Genomic DNA, 16,226 nt, shown 5'->3' on the forward strand with positions numbered 1-16,226 from the left:
TGGTAGCTCAAGGGACTTCCCCCATGGCGAGTGCGGTGCAAAATCCCGGACGTGATGCAGGACACGGCGACCGCGCCGGGAATATTCTACATTATGCACACACACTGACTCATTCAGGCTACACCAGCCGAGTTGCTTTTGGAATCCCTTTTTTCTTACTTTGTCCAGGTCAGTCGGACCGGACTCTTCCTCTGAAGGGTATGAGACTATGGTAGCGTTGAAAAAGCGTCCTGCGTACGCATATATCCTGCCCACCCTCGACTGGTTGACCATCGTTGCGGCGTTGTTCGTGGCCATTGTGATGCGCGGCCGCAGCTTTGCGGGGGGATTCACCTTCATCGGTGCCCCCCTGGAAGGTGAGATCCTCTTCCTTGTCGGGTTCGGTGCAGCCGCAACGCTCCTCTTCCAGTACCAGAGTCTCTACAAGGTCAACGTCTTCATAACGGTTGCGGACCAGACGGTCCGTATCCTGAAGGCCCTCCTGTACACCATCCTTGGACTGGCACTCCTTTCGTTCTTCGTTCGTGCGGACTGGATCCTGGATAGCCGTCTTGCGATGGTCTATTTCAGTGCGATCTCTGCCATTCTGCTGGTCGGTGGCCGTGTCATCGTCTTCCGCAACATCTATCTGTGGCTCTCCCGCCGGAAGGTGTTCCACCGCAACGCCCTGATCGTGGGCGCCGGCGAGAACGGCAAGAATCTGGCCATCAATCTGTTCCTGAACGACCACCTCGGACTGAATCTCATCGGCTTCCTGGATGACGAGCTTCCGTTGGGCAAGGTCGTCTTCAACCGCGCCAAGGTCGTCGGCCGCGTGTCCGAGTTGAAGGATATCGTCAAGGTCTTTGAAGTGCAGGAAGTGATCATCAGCCTGGAGAATGTGGATCACGGGCGCCTGATCAATGTGCTCGAGATCGCCACGTCCACCGACGCGGTCGTGAAGATCACCTCGCCGCTGTATGATGTGGTGCCGGCGCGCCTGTTCATCGAGAAGTATGGCAACCTGCCGGTGGTCGGCGTGTCGCAATTCAGCCCGAGCCCGTTCATGGAAGGCTACAAGCGTGTGTTCGATTCGCTTCTCGCGGCGCTGGGGCTGATGTTGCTGGCACCGCTCTTCGCCTCGATCGCGCTGATGGTCAAGTTGGGATCCGATGGCCCGGTGTTCTTTGCCCAGACCCGGATCGGGAAGGGTGGCCGTCCGTTCAAGTTCTACAAATTCCGGTCCATGACGGTGGGCAGTGACAAGGACAAGGACCGGGAGCAGACCGTTGTACAGTTCATGCAAACCAAATCCAAGAATACACCAACCGAACAGGCTTCTACCAAGATCGTGAACGAGTCGCGCGTGACGCCCATCGGGCGGTTCCTCCGCAAGACCAGCCTTGATGAACTCCCCCAGCTCTTTAATGTGCTGAAGGGTGACATGAGCCTGGTCGGTCCGCGCCCCTGCCTCCCGTTTGAGTGGGATCACTATGAGGACTGGCACAAGCGCCGCCTCAGCGTGATGCCCGGCTGCACGGGGATGTGGCAGGTCGCAGGCCGGAGTGTCGTAGGGTTCGAGGATATGGTCGTCCTGGACCTCTACTACATCCAGAATGCGTCCGTGTTGCTCGATTTCGGTCTCCTGCTCAAAACGCTTCCCGTGATGCTCTTCGGCTCCGGGGCCAAATAAGGAACATCTCTGATGAAGATCGGTGTCGTCGGTTTCGGGTACTGGGGACCGAACCTGGTCCGTAATTTCCAGGCAACGCCCTCAGTGGAGGGAGTCGTCTGCTTTGACGCCTCTGAAAAACGCCTTGCCATCGCGAAGCAGAAGTTCCCGTCGCTGGAAACGGCAAAGACGTATGAGGAGCTCCTTGCACGGAAGGATGTTGCCGCGGTCGCGATCGCAACACCGGTGTCCACGCACTTTCCCCTCGCCCTGCAGGCCCTGAATGCCGGCAAGCATGTGCTCCTCGAAAAGCCGATGGCGGAGAGCGCGGCGCACTGCAAAGAACTCATCGAGGTGGCCGACAAGAACAAGCTGACCCTCATGGTCGACCATACCTTTGTGTATACCGGCGCGGTCCGCAAGATCAAAGAGCTGGTGGACAACGGGCGCCTGGGCGAGATCATGTATTTCGACTCCGTGCGCGTGAACCTCGGCCTCTTCCAGCACGATACGAACGTGGTGTGGGACCTTGCACCACACGATCTGTCCATCATGGATTACATCATCGGCCAGGAGCCGGTGAGCGTCGCCGCGATCGGGTCGAAGCACTTCAGCGACAAGGAAGACATCGCCTACATCACCGTGAAGTATGCCAACCAGCTCATCGCCCATTTCCATGTGAACTGGATGTCCCCGGTGAAGGTCCGCAAGATCCTCATCGGCGGCAGCAAGCTGATGGTCGTGTACGACGACATGGAGCCCAGCGAGAAGATCCGGGTGTATGACAAGGGTGTGGACATCAAGGAACGGGAATCCATCTACAAGGTCCTGGTCGAATACCGCACCGGCGACATGTGGGCGCCGAAGATCGATCTGAACGAGGCGCTGGCCCTGATGGTCGGCGACTTCGTCGAGGCGACCAAGTCCGGCCGCCGGCCGACCGCCGATGGACGTTCGGGCCTGAAGGTCGTGAAGATCCTGGAAGCTGCCGCGGAGTCGCTGAAGCAGAACGGCTCGCTCATCCAGCTCGTTCCCTGAACCCGAGAACCTTTATCACCGGAGAATCAACCATGTCGCTCCAGAAGATCGCGCCCAGTGTGAAGCTGGGAAAAGATACGAAGGTCTATGATTTCGTGAACCTGTATGGCTGTGAGATCGGCGACCGGTCGAAGGTCGGCACGTTCGTGGAGATCCAGAAGGGTGCGAAGATCGGCGCCGATTGCAAGATCTCCTCGCACACGTTCATCTGTGAAGGCGTGACCATCGAGGACGGTGTGTTCGTCGGCCACAATGTTTCGTTCATCAACGACAAGTATCCGCGTTCCGTGAATGCTGACGGGTCGATGCAGACCGAAGCCGACTGGAAGGTGGTGACCACGCTGGTGAAGAAGGGCGCATCGATCGGGACGAGCACGACGGTGTTGTGCGGTGTGACGATCGGCGAAGGCGCCATTGTCGGTGCCGGCAGTGTCGTCACCAAGGACGTTCCGGCGCATACGGTCGTCGCCGGCGTGCCTGCCCGTGTCATCCGTAAGGCCTGAGTTGGCGGTTCACCACCGAAATCATATGAGGGGATACCCTGCATGAAGGTAGCAATCCTTGCGGGCGGCGTTGGCAGCCGCCTCTCCGAAGAAACGGAGATCAAGCCGAAGCCCATGGTGGAGGTCGGCGGACGCCCGATCCTCTGGCACATCCTGAAGCATTATTCACATTATGGCTTCAATGAGTTCGCCATCGCCCTGGGGTACAAGGGCGAGTTCATCAAGAAGTACATGGTGGACTATGCGAACCTCAACAGCAACGCGATGACCGTCCGGATGCAAACGGGAAAGGTCGATATCGACGGCGGTTCGCGGCCGGACTGGACCGTGCACCTGGTGGATACCGGGATCTCCACGCTGACCGGCGGGCGCATCAAGCGCCTGAAGCCGGTGATCGGCAATGAGACGTTCATGCTGACGTGGGGCGACGGCGTGTCGGATGTGAATCTGATCGACCTGCTGAAGTTCCACAAATCCCATGGCAAGCTGGCGACGCTGACGGCCGTGCGGCCTCCCGCCCGCTTCGGGCACATGGTATTCGACGGCGATCAGATCGTGCAGTTCACGGAGAAGCCGCAGACCGGCGAAGGCTGGATCAACGGTGCGTTCTTCGTGCTCGATCCGAAGATCTTCGACTATATCGAAGGCGATGCGACGCAGTGGGAACATGAACCGCTGACGCGTCTCGCGAAAGAAGGACAGTTGATGGCGTACCGTCACTCCGGCTTCTGGCAGTGTATGGACACGTTACGCGACAAGAAACTGCTGGAAGACCTCTGGCAGAATGGCGGTGCACCCTGGAAAGTCTGGAAGGATTGATATGCGCGTTCTCGTCACCGGTCACCTCGGCTATATCGGTACGGTCATGGTTCCCATGCTTCTGCAGGAAGGGTGGGATGTGGTGGGCTTCGATACCGACCTGTTCGAACGCTCGACGTTCGGCGATGGCATCAAGCAGGTACCGAACATCAAGAAGGACATTCGCGATGTCGAAGTCGCCGATGTGAAGGGCTTTGATGCGATCATCCACCTTGCGGGCCTCTCCAACGACCCTCTCGGCGATCTCAATCCGAACCTCACCTATGACATCAATCATGTCGCCTCGGTGCGCCTGGCCGAGTGCGCCAAACAGGCGGGCGTGCGCAAATTCGTCTTCTCCTCCTCCTGCAGCAACTACGGTGCGGGCGGGGAAGATCTCCTCAATGAACACTCTGCGTTCAATCCGGTGACCCCGTACGGTATCTCGAAGGTCCGGGTGGAGCAGGATGTCACCAAGATGGCGGATGGCTCGTTCAGCCCCACGTTCCTCCGGAACGCGACGGCCTTCGGCGTGTCGCCGCGCCTCCGGTTCGACCTCGTGTTGAACAACCTCGTGGCGTGGGCATTCACGACCGGCAAGGTCTTCATCAAGAGCGACGGTACGCCGTGGCGGCCGATCGTGCACATCGCGGACATCTCGCGTGCGTTCATCGCCGTGCTGAAGTCCCCGCTCGAGCTCACCCACAACCAGGCGTTCAATGTCGCCCGGAATGAGGACAACTACCGGATCCGCGAGCTGGCGGATATCGTGAAGGACACGGTCCAGAATACCGTGATCGAGTACGCGAAAGATGCCGGTCCGGACAAGCGGTGCTACCGTGTGGACAGCTCGAAGATCATGAAGACCCTCCCGGCGTTCCAGCCGATATGGGATGCCCGTAAGGGCGCCGCGGAACTCCTCGCAGCATACAAGAAGGTCGGCCTGAAGCTGGACGACTTCGAGGGGACGAAGTACAAACGTATCGATCACATCAAGATGCTCATGAACTCCGGTCTGCTCGGTGCGGACCTTCGCTGGAAATAGCCATCCTGAACAGGACCCCGACTCCATGAAGACGAAGTATCCCCCGTGCCGTTCGTGCGGCAAGAAGAACCTGGAATTGATCGTGTCGTTCGGGCGAACCGCCCTGGCGGACCGCCTGGTGAACCACGATCAGCTGAACCAGCCGGAGATCACCGCGCCGCTCGATCTTGTGTTCTGTCCGACCTGCTCCCTGGTGCAGATCACGGAATCGGTGGACCCCGAGATCCTTTTTGGCCCCGAGTACCCGTACTTCTCGTCCGTCTCACCGTCGCTCCTCGCGCACTTCCGTGAGAGCGCGGAGTATCTGATCGAGAAGCGGAAGCTGGGACCGGAGAACCTTGTGGTGGAAGCCGCCAGCAACGATGGCTACATGCTGCAGAACTTCCTGAAGCGCGGGATCCAGGTGCAGGGGATCGACCCGGCCCAGGCTCCGGCGCGCAAAGCGCAGGAGAACGGCGTCCCCACCCTCATCAACTTCTTCGGGAAAGAGCTTGCAACGAAGCTCCGGAAGGAAGAGGGCAAGGCCGCTGATGTGTTCCTGGCGAACAACGTGCTCGCGCACGTACCGGACCTCAACGGGTTCGTCGAGGGGATCAACATCATCCTCAAGGAGACCGGCGTCGCGGTGATCGAGTGTCCGTACCTCGTGGACCTCGTTGACCATTGCGAATTCGATACGATCTATCACCAGCATCTCTGCTATTTTTCGGTGACGGCGCTGGACAAGCTGTTCCGCCGCCACGGGCTGTACCTCAACGAGATCAAGCGCGTGTCCGTGCATGGCGGTACCATCCGCCTCTTCGTCGAGAAGGTGGACCGCGTCGGCAAGAGCGTGAAGAGCCTGCTCGCGATGGAGAAGAAGCGGAAGGTGGACAAGATGACCTACTACCGCGACTTTGCCAAGCGGGTCGAGTTCATCCGGACGTCGCTGCTGGAGATCCTTGAGGGGCTGAAGCGGAAGGGGAAGCGTATCGCCTCCTATGGCGCGGCGGCCAAAGCCTGTACGATGCTCGCCTACGTGGGGTTGGACAAGAAGCTTGTGGATTACGTCGTGGACCTGAATCCCTACAAGCACGGCAAGTACATGGGTGTGAATCATCTGCCCATCTTCCCGCCCAGCAAGCTTGTGGAGGATCAGCCGGACTACGTCGTAATCCTGGCATGGAACTTCGCGACGGAGATCATGAAACAGCAGGAAGAGTACCGTGCGAAGGGTGGGAAGTTCATCATTCCTATCCCCAAACCGAAGATCGTATGATCCTGTGCGGTTGGTGATATGTAGCCAACCCTGTGAGCTGTTCCCTAGCCGGTTCCGTTCTTTATGAACGGAATCGGCCATTTTTTTGTTGTTCTCTGCGGGTACGATTGTTGCAAACTAAGTATGGCTTCGCGCACCATCCGGGGAGGTCCGCGTGTGATGCCCGTCACACGGTTGCAAGTCGGGGCCATGTATATTATCTTGACTTCAATGATTTCTTGCGATTTTGTGCATATATGGTGAATACTCTCAATCGAAAGGTACACGTCATGGATCGACTGTCCCAGTGGTCTCGTTTGCCCCTGGCTCTCGGCATGTTGGTGATCACAGTGCTGGTTCCTATGCTCGCATTCGCGGGCGCGTCCACGTTCACATCAGACGCGTTCAATTCCCGGAACCTGATCCGTCCTCGCTGGACGATCACTGATGCGATCGGTGATGCAACGATCAAGATGGCGGGGTACACGACGGACAGTGCCATGGTGCAGATCGCCCTGCCGGGCGGGGTGGAGCACGATCTCTGGACGATCGGCTACAACGCGCCGCACATCACCCAGGCCTGTGCCAATGAAGACTTCACGGTCGACGTGAAATTCCTCTCGCCGCTCAGAGGCATCTCCTTCCAGACCTATCTGGCAGAAGGGCTTGTCGTGGAGCAGGACTCCGCCAATCTCGTGAGGTTCGATTTCACGACCGGTCATGAGGTGGATAGTGTGAAGGCGTTCGCCGCCTCGTTCAGCGACGGCTTTGCGTCGCCGTCCACCAAGATCAACAACAAGTACTTCGCCGGCTACGATGTCGGGCCCCTCTGGCTGCGCGTGTCGCGCACCGGCAATACCTGGAAGATGTACTACTCGCTGAACGGAACCGCCTACACGCTTGCTGACAGCTTCGTGCACGCGCTGAACGTGACCAGGATCGGCCTCTTTGCCGGCAACGCCGGGCCGAACCCGTCAGCGTTCACGATGAAGGCCGACTACTTCTTCAATAGCGATTCCCCGGTCGTGCCGGAAGAAGGCACACCGGTGGCCGACAACCTCGGGCCGTACATCTACAACGTCTCCTATATCGCGCAGCCCAATGCGTTCATGGTGAAGTGGAAGACGGATGAGCCGGCGAACGGCACGGTGGAATGGGGAACGACGGCGGCGTACGGGAGCACCCCGGTGGGCCATGCGTCCTATACGTATGATCATCGTGTGATCGTCAACGGAACCAATCCGAGCACGGACCATCACTTCCGGGTGACGGGCACGGATGAACAGCTGCAGACGAATGCCTCGGCGGACAATGTGTTCTTTACGGGCGGGTACATCGACGATCTGAAGATGGTGTCGGATGACTTCGGTGGTGGGGCGCTGAATGGGTCGCTCTGGACCACCTACAATCCGCGCGGGGATGCCTCCTTCGGGATCGCCGGCAAGAAACTCACGATCACCGTCCCCGGCGGTGTGTCGCATGACATCTGGACCGATGGGTACACGGCCCCGCACATCTTGCAGGACCTGAAGGATTTTGCCAACGTGTACGAATTCACCGTGAAGTTCACGACGCCGCTGGTCGGTTCCGCGTCCAACATCATGGTCCAGGGCATCGTGGCCGAACAGGACACGAACAACCTCATCCGTGCGAACTTCAGCTACGATGGCACGAGCGTCCGCATCTTCATCGGTGGGTTCTATGATGGCCTGAGTCAGCCGGACATCCTGGCGAATGAGGTCCTGACCGGTGCGACGTCCAACCTCTGGCTGAAGCTGACCCAGGGTGGCGGAACGTTCCGTGTGTGGTACTCGCTCAACGGCACGAGCTGGACGTTCATCCCGAGCATCGCACGTCCGCTGAATGTGACCAAGGTCGGTGTCTTCGCCGGCAATGGCGGCGCAAGCCCGCAGGCGTTCACGTGTTCCGCAGAGTATGTGGCAACGACGCTGCCCGCCAAGCCGTACCTGGCAACCCCGCTGAACAATGCGCTCAACGTGTTCGTCCCGCCGACGCTGGCATGGGACACGACGGCGTCGGCGACAACGTACCGGCTCCAGGTTTCCACGGACCCGGGCTTCGGAAGCACGGTGTACAGCGATTCGACCCTGACGGCCGTGACCAAGCAGGTTGCCGGGCTCGGCTACACCACCCAGTACTACTGGCGTGTCCGCGGCAAGAATACCTGGGGCGTCGGTGCCACGTCTGATGTATACACGTTCACGACCGCCATCGCTCCGCCCGCCGTCCCGTCGTTGCAGTCGCCCGCCGATAATGCGCTGGATGTGGAAGTGACCCCCACGCTGCGCTGGTCCAAGCCGGCGGGCACCGCCACATTCCGCCTGCAGGTGTCGACCGACACGGCGTTCACGACAGGGCTGGTGTACAATGATTCCACGCTCACCGACAGTTCGAAGGTGATGAGTGCGCTTGCGAACCTGACGAAGTTCTACTGGAGGGTCAACGCGAAGAACGCAGGCGGCACCAGCAGCTATTCGGCGGTGCGTGCCTTCACGACCATCTCCGCGATCCCGCCGGCGCCGGCGCTCATCTCGCCTCCGACCAATGCGGTGAACCAGCAGGTGAATGTGGTGCTCCGTTGGAACCGCGCGAACGCAGCAACCAGTTACCGGCTCCAGGTCGGCACGGACGAGACCTTCGCGACGGGCATCGTGATCAACGATTCGACCCTGACCGACACATCGAAGACGATGGCCGGCCTTGCGAACAGCACGAAGTATTACTGGCGCGTCAATGCCAAGAATAATGCAGGCACCGGCGTGTACTCCGCCACCTGGGCATTCACGACGATCGTCGCCAATCCATCGATCCCGAGCCTCGTCGGTCCGGCCGATGGGGCAACGAACCAGGACCTTTCGGTGAAGTATGTCTGGCTCAAGATCGCGGGCGCGACGTCGTATCGCCTGCAGGTGGCGTCCGACTCGACCTTTGCCTCGGGCGTGGTCGTGAACGACTCCACCGTCACGGATTCCACGAAGACCGTTGGTGGCCTCGCGTTCGGCATGAAGTACTTCTGGCGTGTGAATTCCAAGAACATCGGCGGCACCAGCCCGTATTCTTCGATCTGGAGCTTCCGTACCTACGATTCCGACCCGGCGATCCCGAAGCAGCTCGCCCCCGCCAACCTGGCGACGGGTCTGCTGACCCCGCTGACGATCACCTTCACGCGTCCGAACGGCGCCACGTCGTTCCATCTGCAGGTGTCCACGGACTCGACGTTCGCGGGTGGATTCGTGGTGAACGATGCAACGCTCGCGGATACCTTCAAGACGATGGTGTCGTTGAGCTACGTGACCACCTATTACTGGCGTGTGAACGCCGATGCCGTGAGCGGCACGTCGCCGTATTCACCGGTGCGCCGTTTCACCACCGGCATCCCGGCGGCAGCCGCGCCTCTGCTCGTGTTCCCGTTGGATCAGTATCGTCAGGCAACGGACAGTCTCCGTGTGATCTGGCGTACCAGCACCCCGGCGGTGGACCGTTACTGGGTGGATCTGAGCCTGGATTCAGGGTTCGTGTTCTCTGTGCCGGATTCGAACCTGACCGATACCACGAAGATCTTCCGGAGTCTCTTGCCGAATCAGGCATACTTCTGGCGCGTCAAGGCGCACAATGCGGGCGGTTGGGGACCTTTCGGCGTCGTGCGCAAGTTCACGCGCGACATCACCGGAGTGAACGATCGTCCTGAGATCCCGATGGAGCTGTCACTGTCGCAGAATTACCCGAACCCGTTCAATCCGGCGACGAAGATCGAATTCGCGCTGCCACAGGAATCGCGTGTAACGCTCGAGGTCTATAACCTCCTGGGCGAACGTGTGGCCCTGCTGGTGGATGAGGTCCGCGCAGCCGGATATCATGCCGTGTCGTTCAATGCGTCGGCGATGCCGAGCGGCCTGTATATCTACAGGATGGTGTCGGGCCAGATGACCTTCACGAAGAAGATGATGCTGGTGAAGTAAAGAGAGGCGGGGCCTGCGGTACGGACCGCAGGCCCGCGGGATAGAGAAGCGATGGCGAGAGGGATGCGCAGCATCTCCCGCCATCGCTCCTGTCGTTTATCACGAACCACAATCACACGTGAGACCACTATGACTCAGACCAGGCTGTCCGGGATACTCCGTGCGGCAATGATCGTCAGTTTGATCCTGCTCGGGAGCATGCAGGCATTCGCCCAGATCCGGTTCACCGGGCCGCAGCCCGGCGACATTTACAGGGAATACACGCGCGTGATGCGTCCTCTGGATGGCGAGCAGTGGCGGGTGACCGATCCGAATATGGATCTCGGTACTTATCCACAGGCGGCTCCCTTCCTCCCGAATCCGGAGATCGACCTCACGGTCGATGATCTGGCCGGTGCCGTCCGCGCCGAAGCGACCATGATCATCTGGGGCGGCCATATCTCCACGTACGGCAAGAGGGTTCGTTTCAATGGCAACGCGTGGATCGATCTGCCCGATCTGGATACTTCCAACGGGGTCCCGGTGGGCCATCTCGGCATCAATTATATCGGCCAGTCCATGATCACCGTGAATGTGCCCCTCTCGGACCTTCAGGCGGGTGTGAATATCTTCCAGGGCGAGAACAGCGGACAGCTTGGTGGTCCCGACGGGTACGGCTTCGGATGGGGCCAGCACGGCTGGTACGGCATGATGATCCGCATCTACTATGGTCCATCCAAGACCCACGTGACGGGTTCCATCACATCGCCCCTCACGAAGGCGTCGATGAACGAGGACCCGAGCATCACCGTCGGTGTGACCGGGTCGGCGGACCGTGTGGATGTGCTTGCCTACTACGATGGCTACGATACCGATGGCGACGGCCGGTATCTGGAATACCATCATGATTACCATCTCCAGACAGAGAGCACGTCCATGGAGATCCGGAACCATGTCGGGACAGCGACCTCATCGCCGTTCGTCGTGAACTGGGACACGAAGTGGGTCCCGGACCAGGCTGCCGGTGCCGTAAAGTTGCTCGCCCGCATCCGCGGCAGCAATGGTGTGTGGTACGTGACGCCCGAAGTGACGGACCTGAGCCTCGTGCGCAGCGGCAAGTCCGTACGGTTGTACAAGCCGTTCGATACACCGGAAGAAGCCTGGGCCCGTGGCGATCTCGATGTGGTCCGGATCAATGTGAATATTCCAGAATCGACGAACCTCAGTGACGCGACAGAGGCGGTCTATCACAACCGGACATGGAACGGCCTCGACGTCGTTCGCGAACCGGGTGAGACGCACTACCGCCGCTTCAATAGCTGGGAAGATCCGGACGAGTATGGCGGGAACCACAACTTCTCGTACGATATCCGTTCCATCCCGACGGGAGAACTGAGGACGGGGAACAACGAATTCTCGTTCTACTCGCAGACCGTTGCCCATCACGGCATGGAGATCATCTGGCCGGGTCCGGGACTCCAGGTGGAGTACACCGGCGCCGGCTACGCATCCCCGTACCGCTGGCCGCAACGCTTGCGTCGCCCGCGCACAACGCGACCAACCAGGCAGTGAACCTTACCCTGCGCTGGCACCCTGCACCTGCCGCATCGACGTACGATCTCCAGGTGTCGACGGATTCGACCTTTGCGACGACCGTGGTGAATCAGACCAACATCGCAGACACCAGCTATGCCGTTGGCCCGCTGACGGCCAACGTTCGGCACTTCTGGCGCGTCCGCGGAAAGAACGCCGCCGGCAATGGCGCGTACTCCGCGTTCTCTGCATTCACAACGAATGTCGGCGCCCCGGCGCACGTATCACCGGCGAATGCCGCCACGAACGTTTCCGTTACAGTGCCGTTGGTCTGGCGTCCTGTTTCTGGCGCTACCCAGTATCGTCTGCAGGTTGCCACGACTGCCGGCTTCACGGGGGGGACGATCGTGAAGGATACGACCCTTGCCGATACCACCAAGGTCCTGACGGGCCTTGGGTACAGCACGCAGTACTACTGGCATGTTTCTGCGCAGGTTGCTTCAGCATGGGGCGACTATGCCACGGCGTGGTCGTTCACGACCGCTCTGGCTCCGGCGGGTGTGCCGGTGCACCTTGCCCCGGCGAACAATGCCATCGACCAGACCACCAGTCTCACCATCCGTTGGCGCGCGGCCACCGCTGCAGCGACCTATCATTTGCAGGCTGGTGCCGACTCGACCTTTGCGTCGGGCTTCATCGTGAACGACAGTACGCTGACCGATACCTCGAGATCGGTGAGCGGGCTCGGCTACAATCAGAAGTACTACTGGCGTGTGCGTTCGAAGAATGCCGGTGGCTCCAGTGCCTTTGCGGCGACCTGGAATTTCCGCACGGTGATGAGCGTCCCGACGGCACCCGTACTTCTCACTCCGGCGGCGAATGCGATCGAACAGCCGACCGCCGGCCTGGTATTCTCGTGGCGGGCATTGGCCGGGGCGACGCACTATACGATCCAGATCGCCACGGATTCCACGTTTGCGTCAGGGCTTTTCAGGAACGACACCACCCTGACGGATACCACCCGGACGATCACGGGGCTGGTGCAGAACACGCGTTACTTCTGGCGTATCGCCGGGCGGAATGCCGGCGGGCCGGGGCCGTTCACAGCGACACGCTCGTTCACCACGTTGGCGCCGGTACCCGGGGTGATTACACTGCTGAGCCCGGCACATCAGTCGGTGGTGAATAAGGACAGCGCCCGCTTCACGTGGAACCGTCCGACGCCCGGGGCGACGCGGTATTGGTTCGAGATCTCTCCGGATTCGGCGTTCGGTTTCACGAGCGTGGATTCCACCGTGACGGATACGGCGAAGACCTACCGTCCGCTCAACGACAACGCGACGTACTACTGGAGGGTCCGTGGCGGAACGGCAACGAAGTGGGGAAGCTTCTCCGAGGTGCGCCGGTTCTCCGTTGTCGTGACGTCCGTGAACACGCCGCAGAGCGTCCCGACGGAGTTCACACTGGCTCAGAATTTCCCGAATCCGTTCAACCCGACGACCCAGATCACCTTCGGCCTCCCGAAGGAGAGCACGGTCCGTGTTGAGGTGTACAACCTCCTCGGGCAGCAGGTCGCCGAGATCGCCAGTGGCGTGCACGCGGCCGGGTTCCATACGGTCCGGTTCGATGCTTCGGGCCTGACGAGCGGTATGTATCTGTACAAGCTCACCGCCGGTGAGGTTTCACTGTTCCGGAAGATGATGCTTGTGAAGTAAGGTCGGCTGCGCACTGCAGCAGAATGCAGAGGATAGGACGGGCTCCCTGCGAAAGCCCGGTGGGATCGATCCTCTGCATTCTGCTCGTAGCGACCGGGAGTGTTGTACACGCGCCGGGGTCTCCGGACCTGACTGGCGTGCCACCCTGCTGTCTGTTTTCCATAGTGTTGGAGGAAGTATGAGCCGAAGGATATTGTTCTTCGCGGCCAGGACGATCGCGTTCGTCATGGCTGCGATCGTGCTGACCCCCGTGAGCGCCACCTCACAGGGGATATTCACGCAGCCCGCACCGGGCGAAGTCTATAAAGAGTTTGTTCAGATCATCGATGTGGGCAGCGATGACTGGCGGGTGACAGATCCGAACATCGACCTGGGTACGTATCCTCAGGCCGGAGCGTTCCTCCCCAACCCGACCCTCTCCATTGCGGTGGACGACCTTTCCGGAGCCACACGTGCAGAGGCACTGTTTTCGTTGTGGGGTGGACATATTGGGACGTACGGCAAGAAGGTCTCCTTCAACGGGAATTCCTGGATCGACATTCCCGAGCTTCAGACAACCCCGGGCGACGGATACAATTATATCAGCCAGGCCATGGTCGGTGTCACTGTTCCGTTGAGCCACCTCCAGGTCGGCACGAACAGTTTCACAGGTACCAATGATGGCCAGACCGGCCCGTATGGGTTCGGGTGGGGGCAGTTCGGATGGTATGCGATCGTCCTCAGGGTCTACTATGATCCTTCATCCAAATCGCATGTGACCGGAACGGTCACTTCGCCCGCAAGCGGTGCGACGATCGGGGACAATCCCACGCTTGCCGTCAATGTCAGTGGCTCAGCGAGTCAGGTGGATTTTCTGGCGTACTACGATGGTGTGGACACGGATGGCGACGGTGTGTATCAGGAGTACCACCACGATTACCATCGTGGGAAGTCGGACGATGTGGTGATCAGGAATCATGCCGGGAGCGACTTTGGCTCGCCGTTCTCGCTCACCTGGGACAACTCCTGGGTACCGGACCAGTCGGGCATCAAGGTGCTCGCCCGCGTCCAGGGGAGCAATGGTGTGTGGTATGTGACGCCGGAGGTCACGGGGATCACGCTGGCCCGCGCATCAAGCGCGGTCAAAGCTGTTCAAGCCGTCAGGTATCGATGAACGGGAGTGGGCGCGTGGCGATCTGGGAAGCCCTGCCGGGACACAGCAGTCGTACGTGGATATCCCCGATCTCGGCGACGCAACAAGCGCCGTCATTTTTGCACGTACTTGGAATGGCATTGATGGGTCGGGGGATCCTGATCACTATACGCGCGTGAACGGCTGGTACGCGCCGTCGTACGGCGAGAATCACTACTACAGCCTCGACCGTCTCACGGTGCCCGTCGGTGATCTGCAGGAAGGTCAGAACCTGATCGAGTTCAAGTCGAATACCGTCGAGCATCACGGCATCGAAGTGTTGTGGCCCGGATCAGCAGTGGCCGTCCGGTATGGCATCCCTCTCCCCGTGCAGATCTCGAGCTTCACTGCGGTTCCGTCGGGAGATGAAGGCGTGCACCTTGCGTGGACCACGCTGTCCGAGAGGAACAACTATGGGTTCGAGGTTCAGAAGGCTCTGAGTTCTTCGGCAGCCTTCCAAACGGTCCCGAATGGCTTTGTTGCAGGGGCAGGGACCTCCGTGAGCCCCACACGTATAGCTTCGTGGATCCGGTGCTGCCTGTGGGCGCAACGTACTACCGGTTGAAGCAGATCGACCTCGGTGGGGCGGTGCATTACACCGATCCGGTGCAGGTTGCAGGGGTGACCGGCGTCACGGAAGGTCAGCGGCCGTCTTCGTATGATCTTGGCCAGGCATATCCGAACCCGTTCAATCCCTCCACACGCATTCGCTATGCGGTGCCGGAGGCGGCGCGGGTGCGCATTGGCGTCTACAATCAATTGGGCCAGCAGGTTCGTACCCTCGTGAACGAGTTCCAGGAAGCGGGGATGTATGAGATCACGCTCAATGCAGACGGCCTTCCGAGCGGCGTGTATGTGTACCGCATGGAAAGCGGGATGTTTGTCGATGCCAGAAAAGTTGTTCTTTTACGGTGAACTCACTTACTACCACTCACAGGATGACGCACATGCGCACCCCCAGTACGGGTCGGACAGATCGGAAAACATTGCGGATGGTCATGGCAGGGGCGCTGCTCCTGATGATCCTCTTCACGACAGGCGTTCAGGCCGCAGGGCCATGGTGGGATGCCTCGTGGGACTATCGTGTCCGGCTCACGGTCGGATCGGGCGGATTCACACGGTTCGACAAAGCGGCAGAGCAGGCGGTCAATTACACCACGCTGCTCTCCGCACTGGGGAAGAGTGGTGCACTGGATGAGAATTCGCTGAGGGTGATCGAGACGAATGCAGCCGGCACGATCGTGAATACGTCCGTGCCCTTCCAGTTCGACAAGGATGCCGATTACGATGCATCGAGCAAAGCATCCGGTACGATGGTCATCCTGATGGGTGGTACGACAGGATCTTCTGCTACACGGTACTTTGACATCTACTTCAATGAAACCGGTGGGTCCTTTTCGCGCCCTCGTTCTCGCCCTGGTTCGCGATCGAAGAGAACGATTATGATATGGGGCAGGCGGCGTACCGCATCGACGGACCCGGCGTAACGATGTACTATCAGACGGAAGCGGGCGCTTTCTCCACGATGCTTGATTCAGATCTGAATGACTGGCTCGATTGGGATTCGATCATGGCC

At 59.8% G+C, this 16,226-nt stretch carries 13 protein-coding genes; all 13 read left to right on the top strand.

Going from position 1 to position 16,226, the window contains the following annotated elements:
- The first annotated feature begins 208 nt into the window (after positions 1-208).
- The gene (locus tag IPI01_18360) at positions 209-1,672 is read left to right on the top strand and encodes a sugar transferase (GenBank protein MBK7259720.1); all 1,464 of its coding nucleotides are present in this window, start codon (positions 209-211) and stop codon (positions 1,670-1,672) included.
- A gap of 12 nt (positions 1,673-1,684) precedes the next feature.
- Complete coding sequence (locus tag IPI01_18365; protein ID MBK7259721.1) at positions 1,685-2,689, top strand: Gfo/Idh/MocA family oxidoreductase; 1,005 nt, start codon at positions 1,685-1,687, stop codon at positions 2,687-2,689.
- 32 nt (positions 2,690-2,721) lie between these two features.
- Positions 2,722-3,192, top strand: coding sequence for an N-acetyltransferase (locus IPI01_18370; protein MBK7259722.1), 471 nt, complete (start codon positions 2,722-2,724; stop codon positions 3,190-3,192).
- Positions 3,193-3,234: 42 nt separating this feature from the next.
- Positions 3,235-4,011 (top strand): glucose-1-phosphate cytidylyltransferase, encoded by a 777-nt coding sequence (gene rfbF, locus IPI01_18375; protein ID MBK7259723.1) that lies wholly within the window; start codon positions 3,235-3,237, stop codon positions 4,009-4,011.
- 1 nt (position 4,012) lies between these two features.
- The gene (locus IPI01_18380; protein MBK7259724.1) at positions 4,013-5,035 is read left to right on the top strand and encodes an SDR family oxidoreductase; all 1,023 of its coding nucleotides are present in this window, start codon (positions 4,013-4,015) and stop codon (positions 5,033-5,035) included.
- Between the two features lie 25 nt (positions 5,036-5,060).
- Complete coding sequence (locus IPI01_18385; protein MBK7259725.1) at positions 5,061-6,293, top strand: class I SAM-dependent methyltransferase; 1,233 nt, start codon at positions 5,061-5,063, stop codon at positions 6,291-6,293.
- 269 nt (positions 6,294-6,562) lie between these two features.
- Positions 6,563-10,252, top strand: coding sequence for a T9SS type A sorting domain-containing protein (locus IPI01_18390; GenBank protein MBK7259726.1), 3,690 nt, complete (start codon positions 6,563-6,565; stop codon positions 10,250-10,252).
- Positions 10,253-10,381: 129 nt separating this feature from the next.
- Entirely contained in the window at positions 10,382-11,803 is a 1,422-nt protein-coding gene (locus tag IPI01_18395) for a hypothetical protein (protein ID MBK7259727.1), read from the top strand.
- A complete protein-coding gene (locus tag IPI01_18400) occupies positions 11,800-13,479 on the top strand; it encodes a T9SS type A sorting domain-containing protein (GenBank protein MBK7259728.1) in 1,680 nt (559 codons plus the stop codon). The genes IPI01_18395 and IPI01_18400 overlap by 4 nt, the downstream gene beginning before the upstream one ends.
- A 178-nt stretch (positions 13,480-13,657) precedes the next feature.
- Positions 13,658-14,632, top strand: coding sequence for a hypothetical protein (locus IPI01_18405; protein ID MBK7259729.1), 975 nt, complete (start codon positions 13,658-13,660; stop codon positions 14,630-14,632).
- Positions 14,633-14,687: 55 nt separating this feature from the next.
- On the top strand, positions 14,688-15,215 hold the full coding sequence (locus tag IPI01_18410; GenBank protein ID MBK7259730.1) for a hypothetical protein: 528 nt from the start codon (positions 14,688-14,690) through the stop codon (positions 15,213-15,215).
- Positions 15,191-15,565 (top strand): T9SS type A sorting domain-containing protein, encoded by a 375-nt coding sequence (locus IPI01_18415; GenBank protein ID MBK7259731.1) that lies wholly within the window; start codon positions 15,191-15,193, stop codon positions 15,563-15,565. The genes IPI01_18410 and IPI01_18415 overlap by 25 nt, the downstream gene beginning before the upstream one ends.
- Positions 15,566-15,597: 32 nt before the next feature.
- Entirely contained in the window at positions 15,598-16,137 is a 540-nt protein-coding gene (locus tag IPI01_18420; GenBank protein ID MBK7259732.1) for a hypothetical protein, read from the top strand.
- The last annotated feature ends 89 nt before the right edge of the window (positions 16,138-16,226 follow it).

The sequence above is a fragment of the Ignavibacteriota bacterium genome, assembly GCA_016707525.1.
GTDB lineage: Bacteria > Bacteroidota > Ignavibacteria > UBA10030 > UBA6906 > JAGDMK01.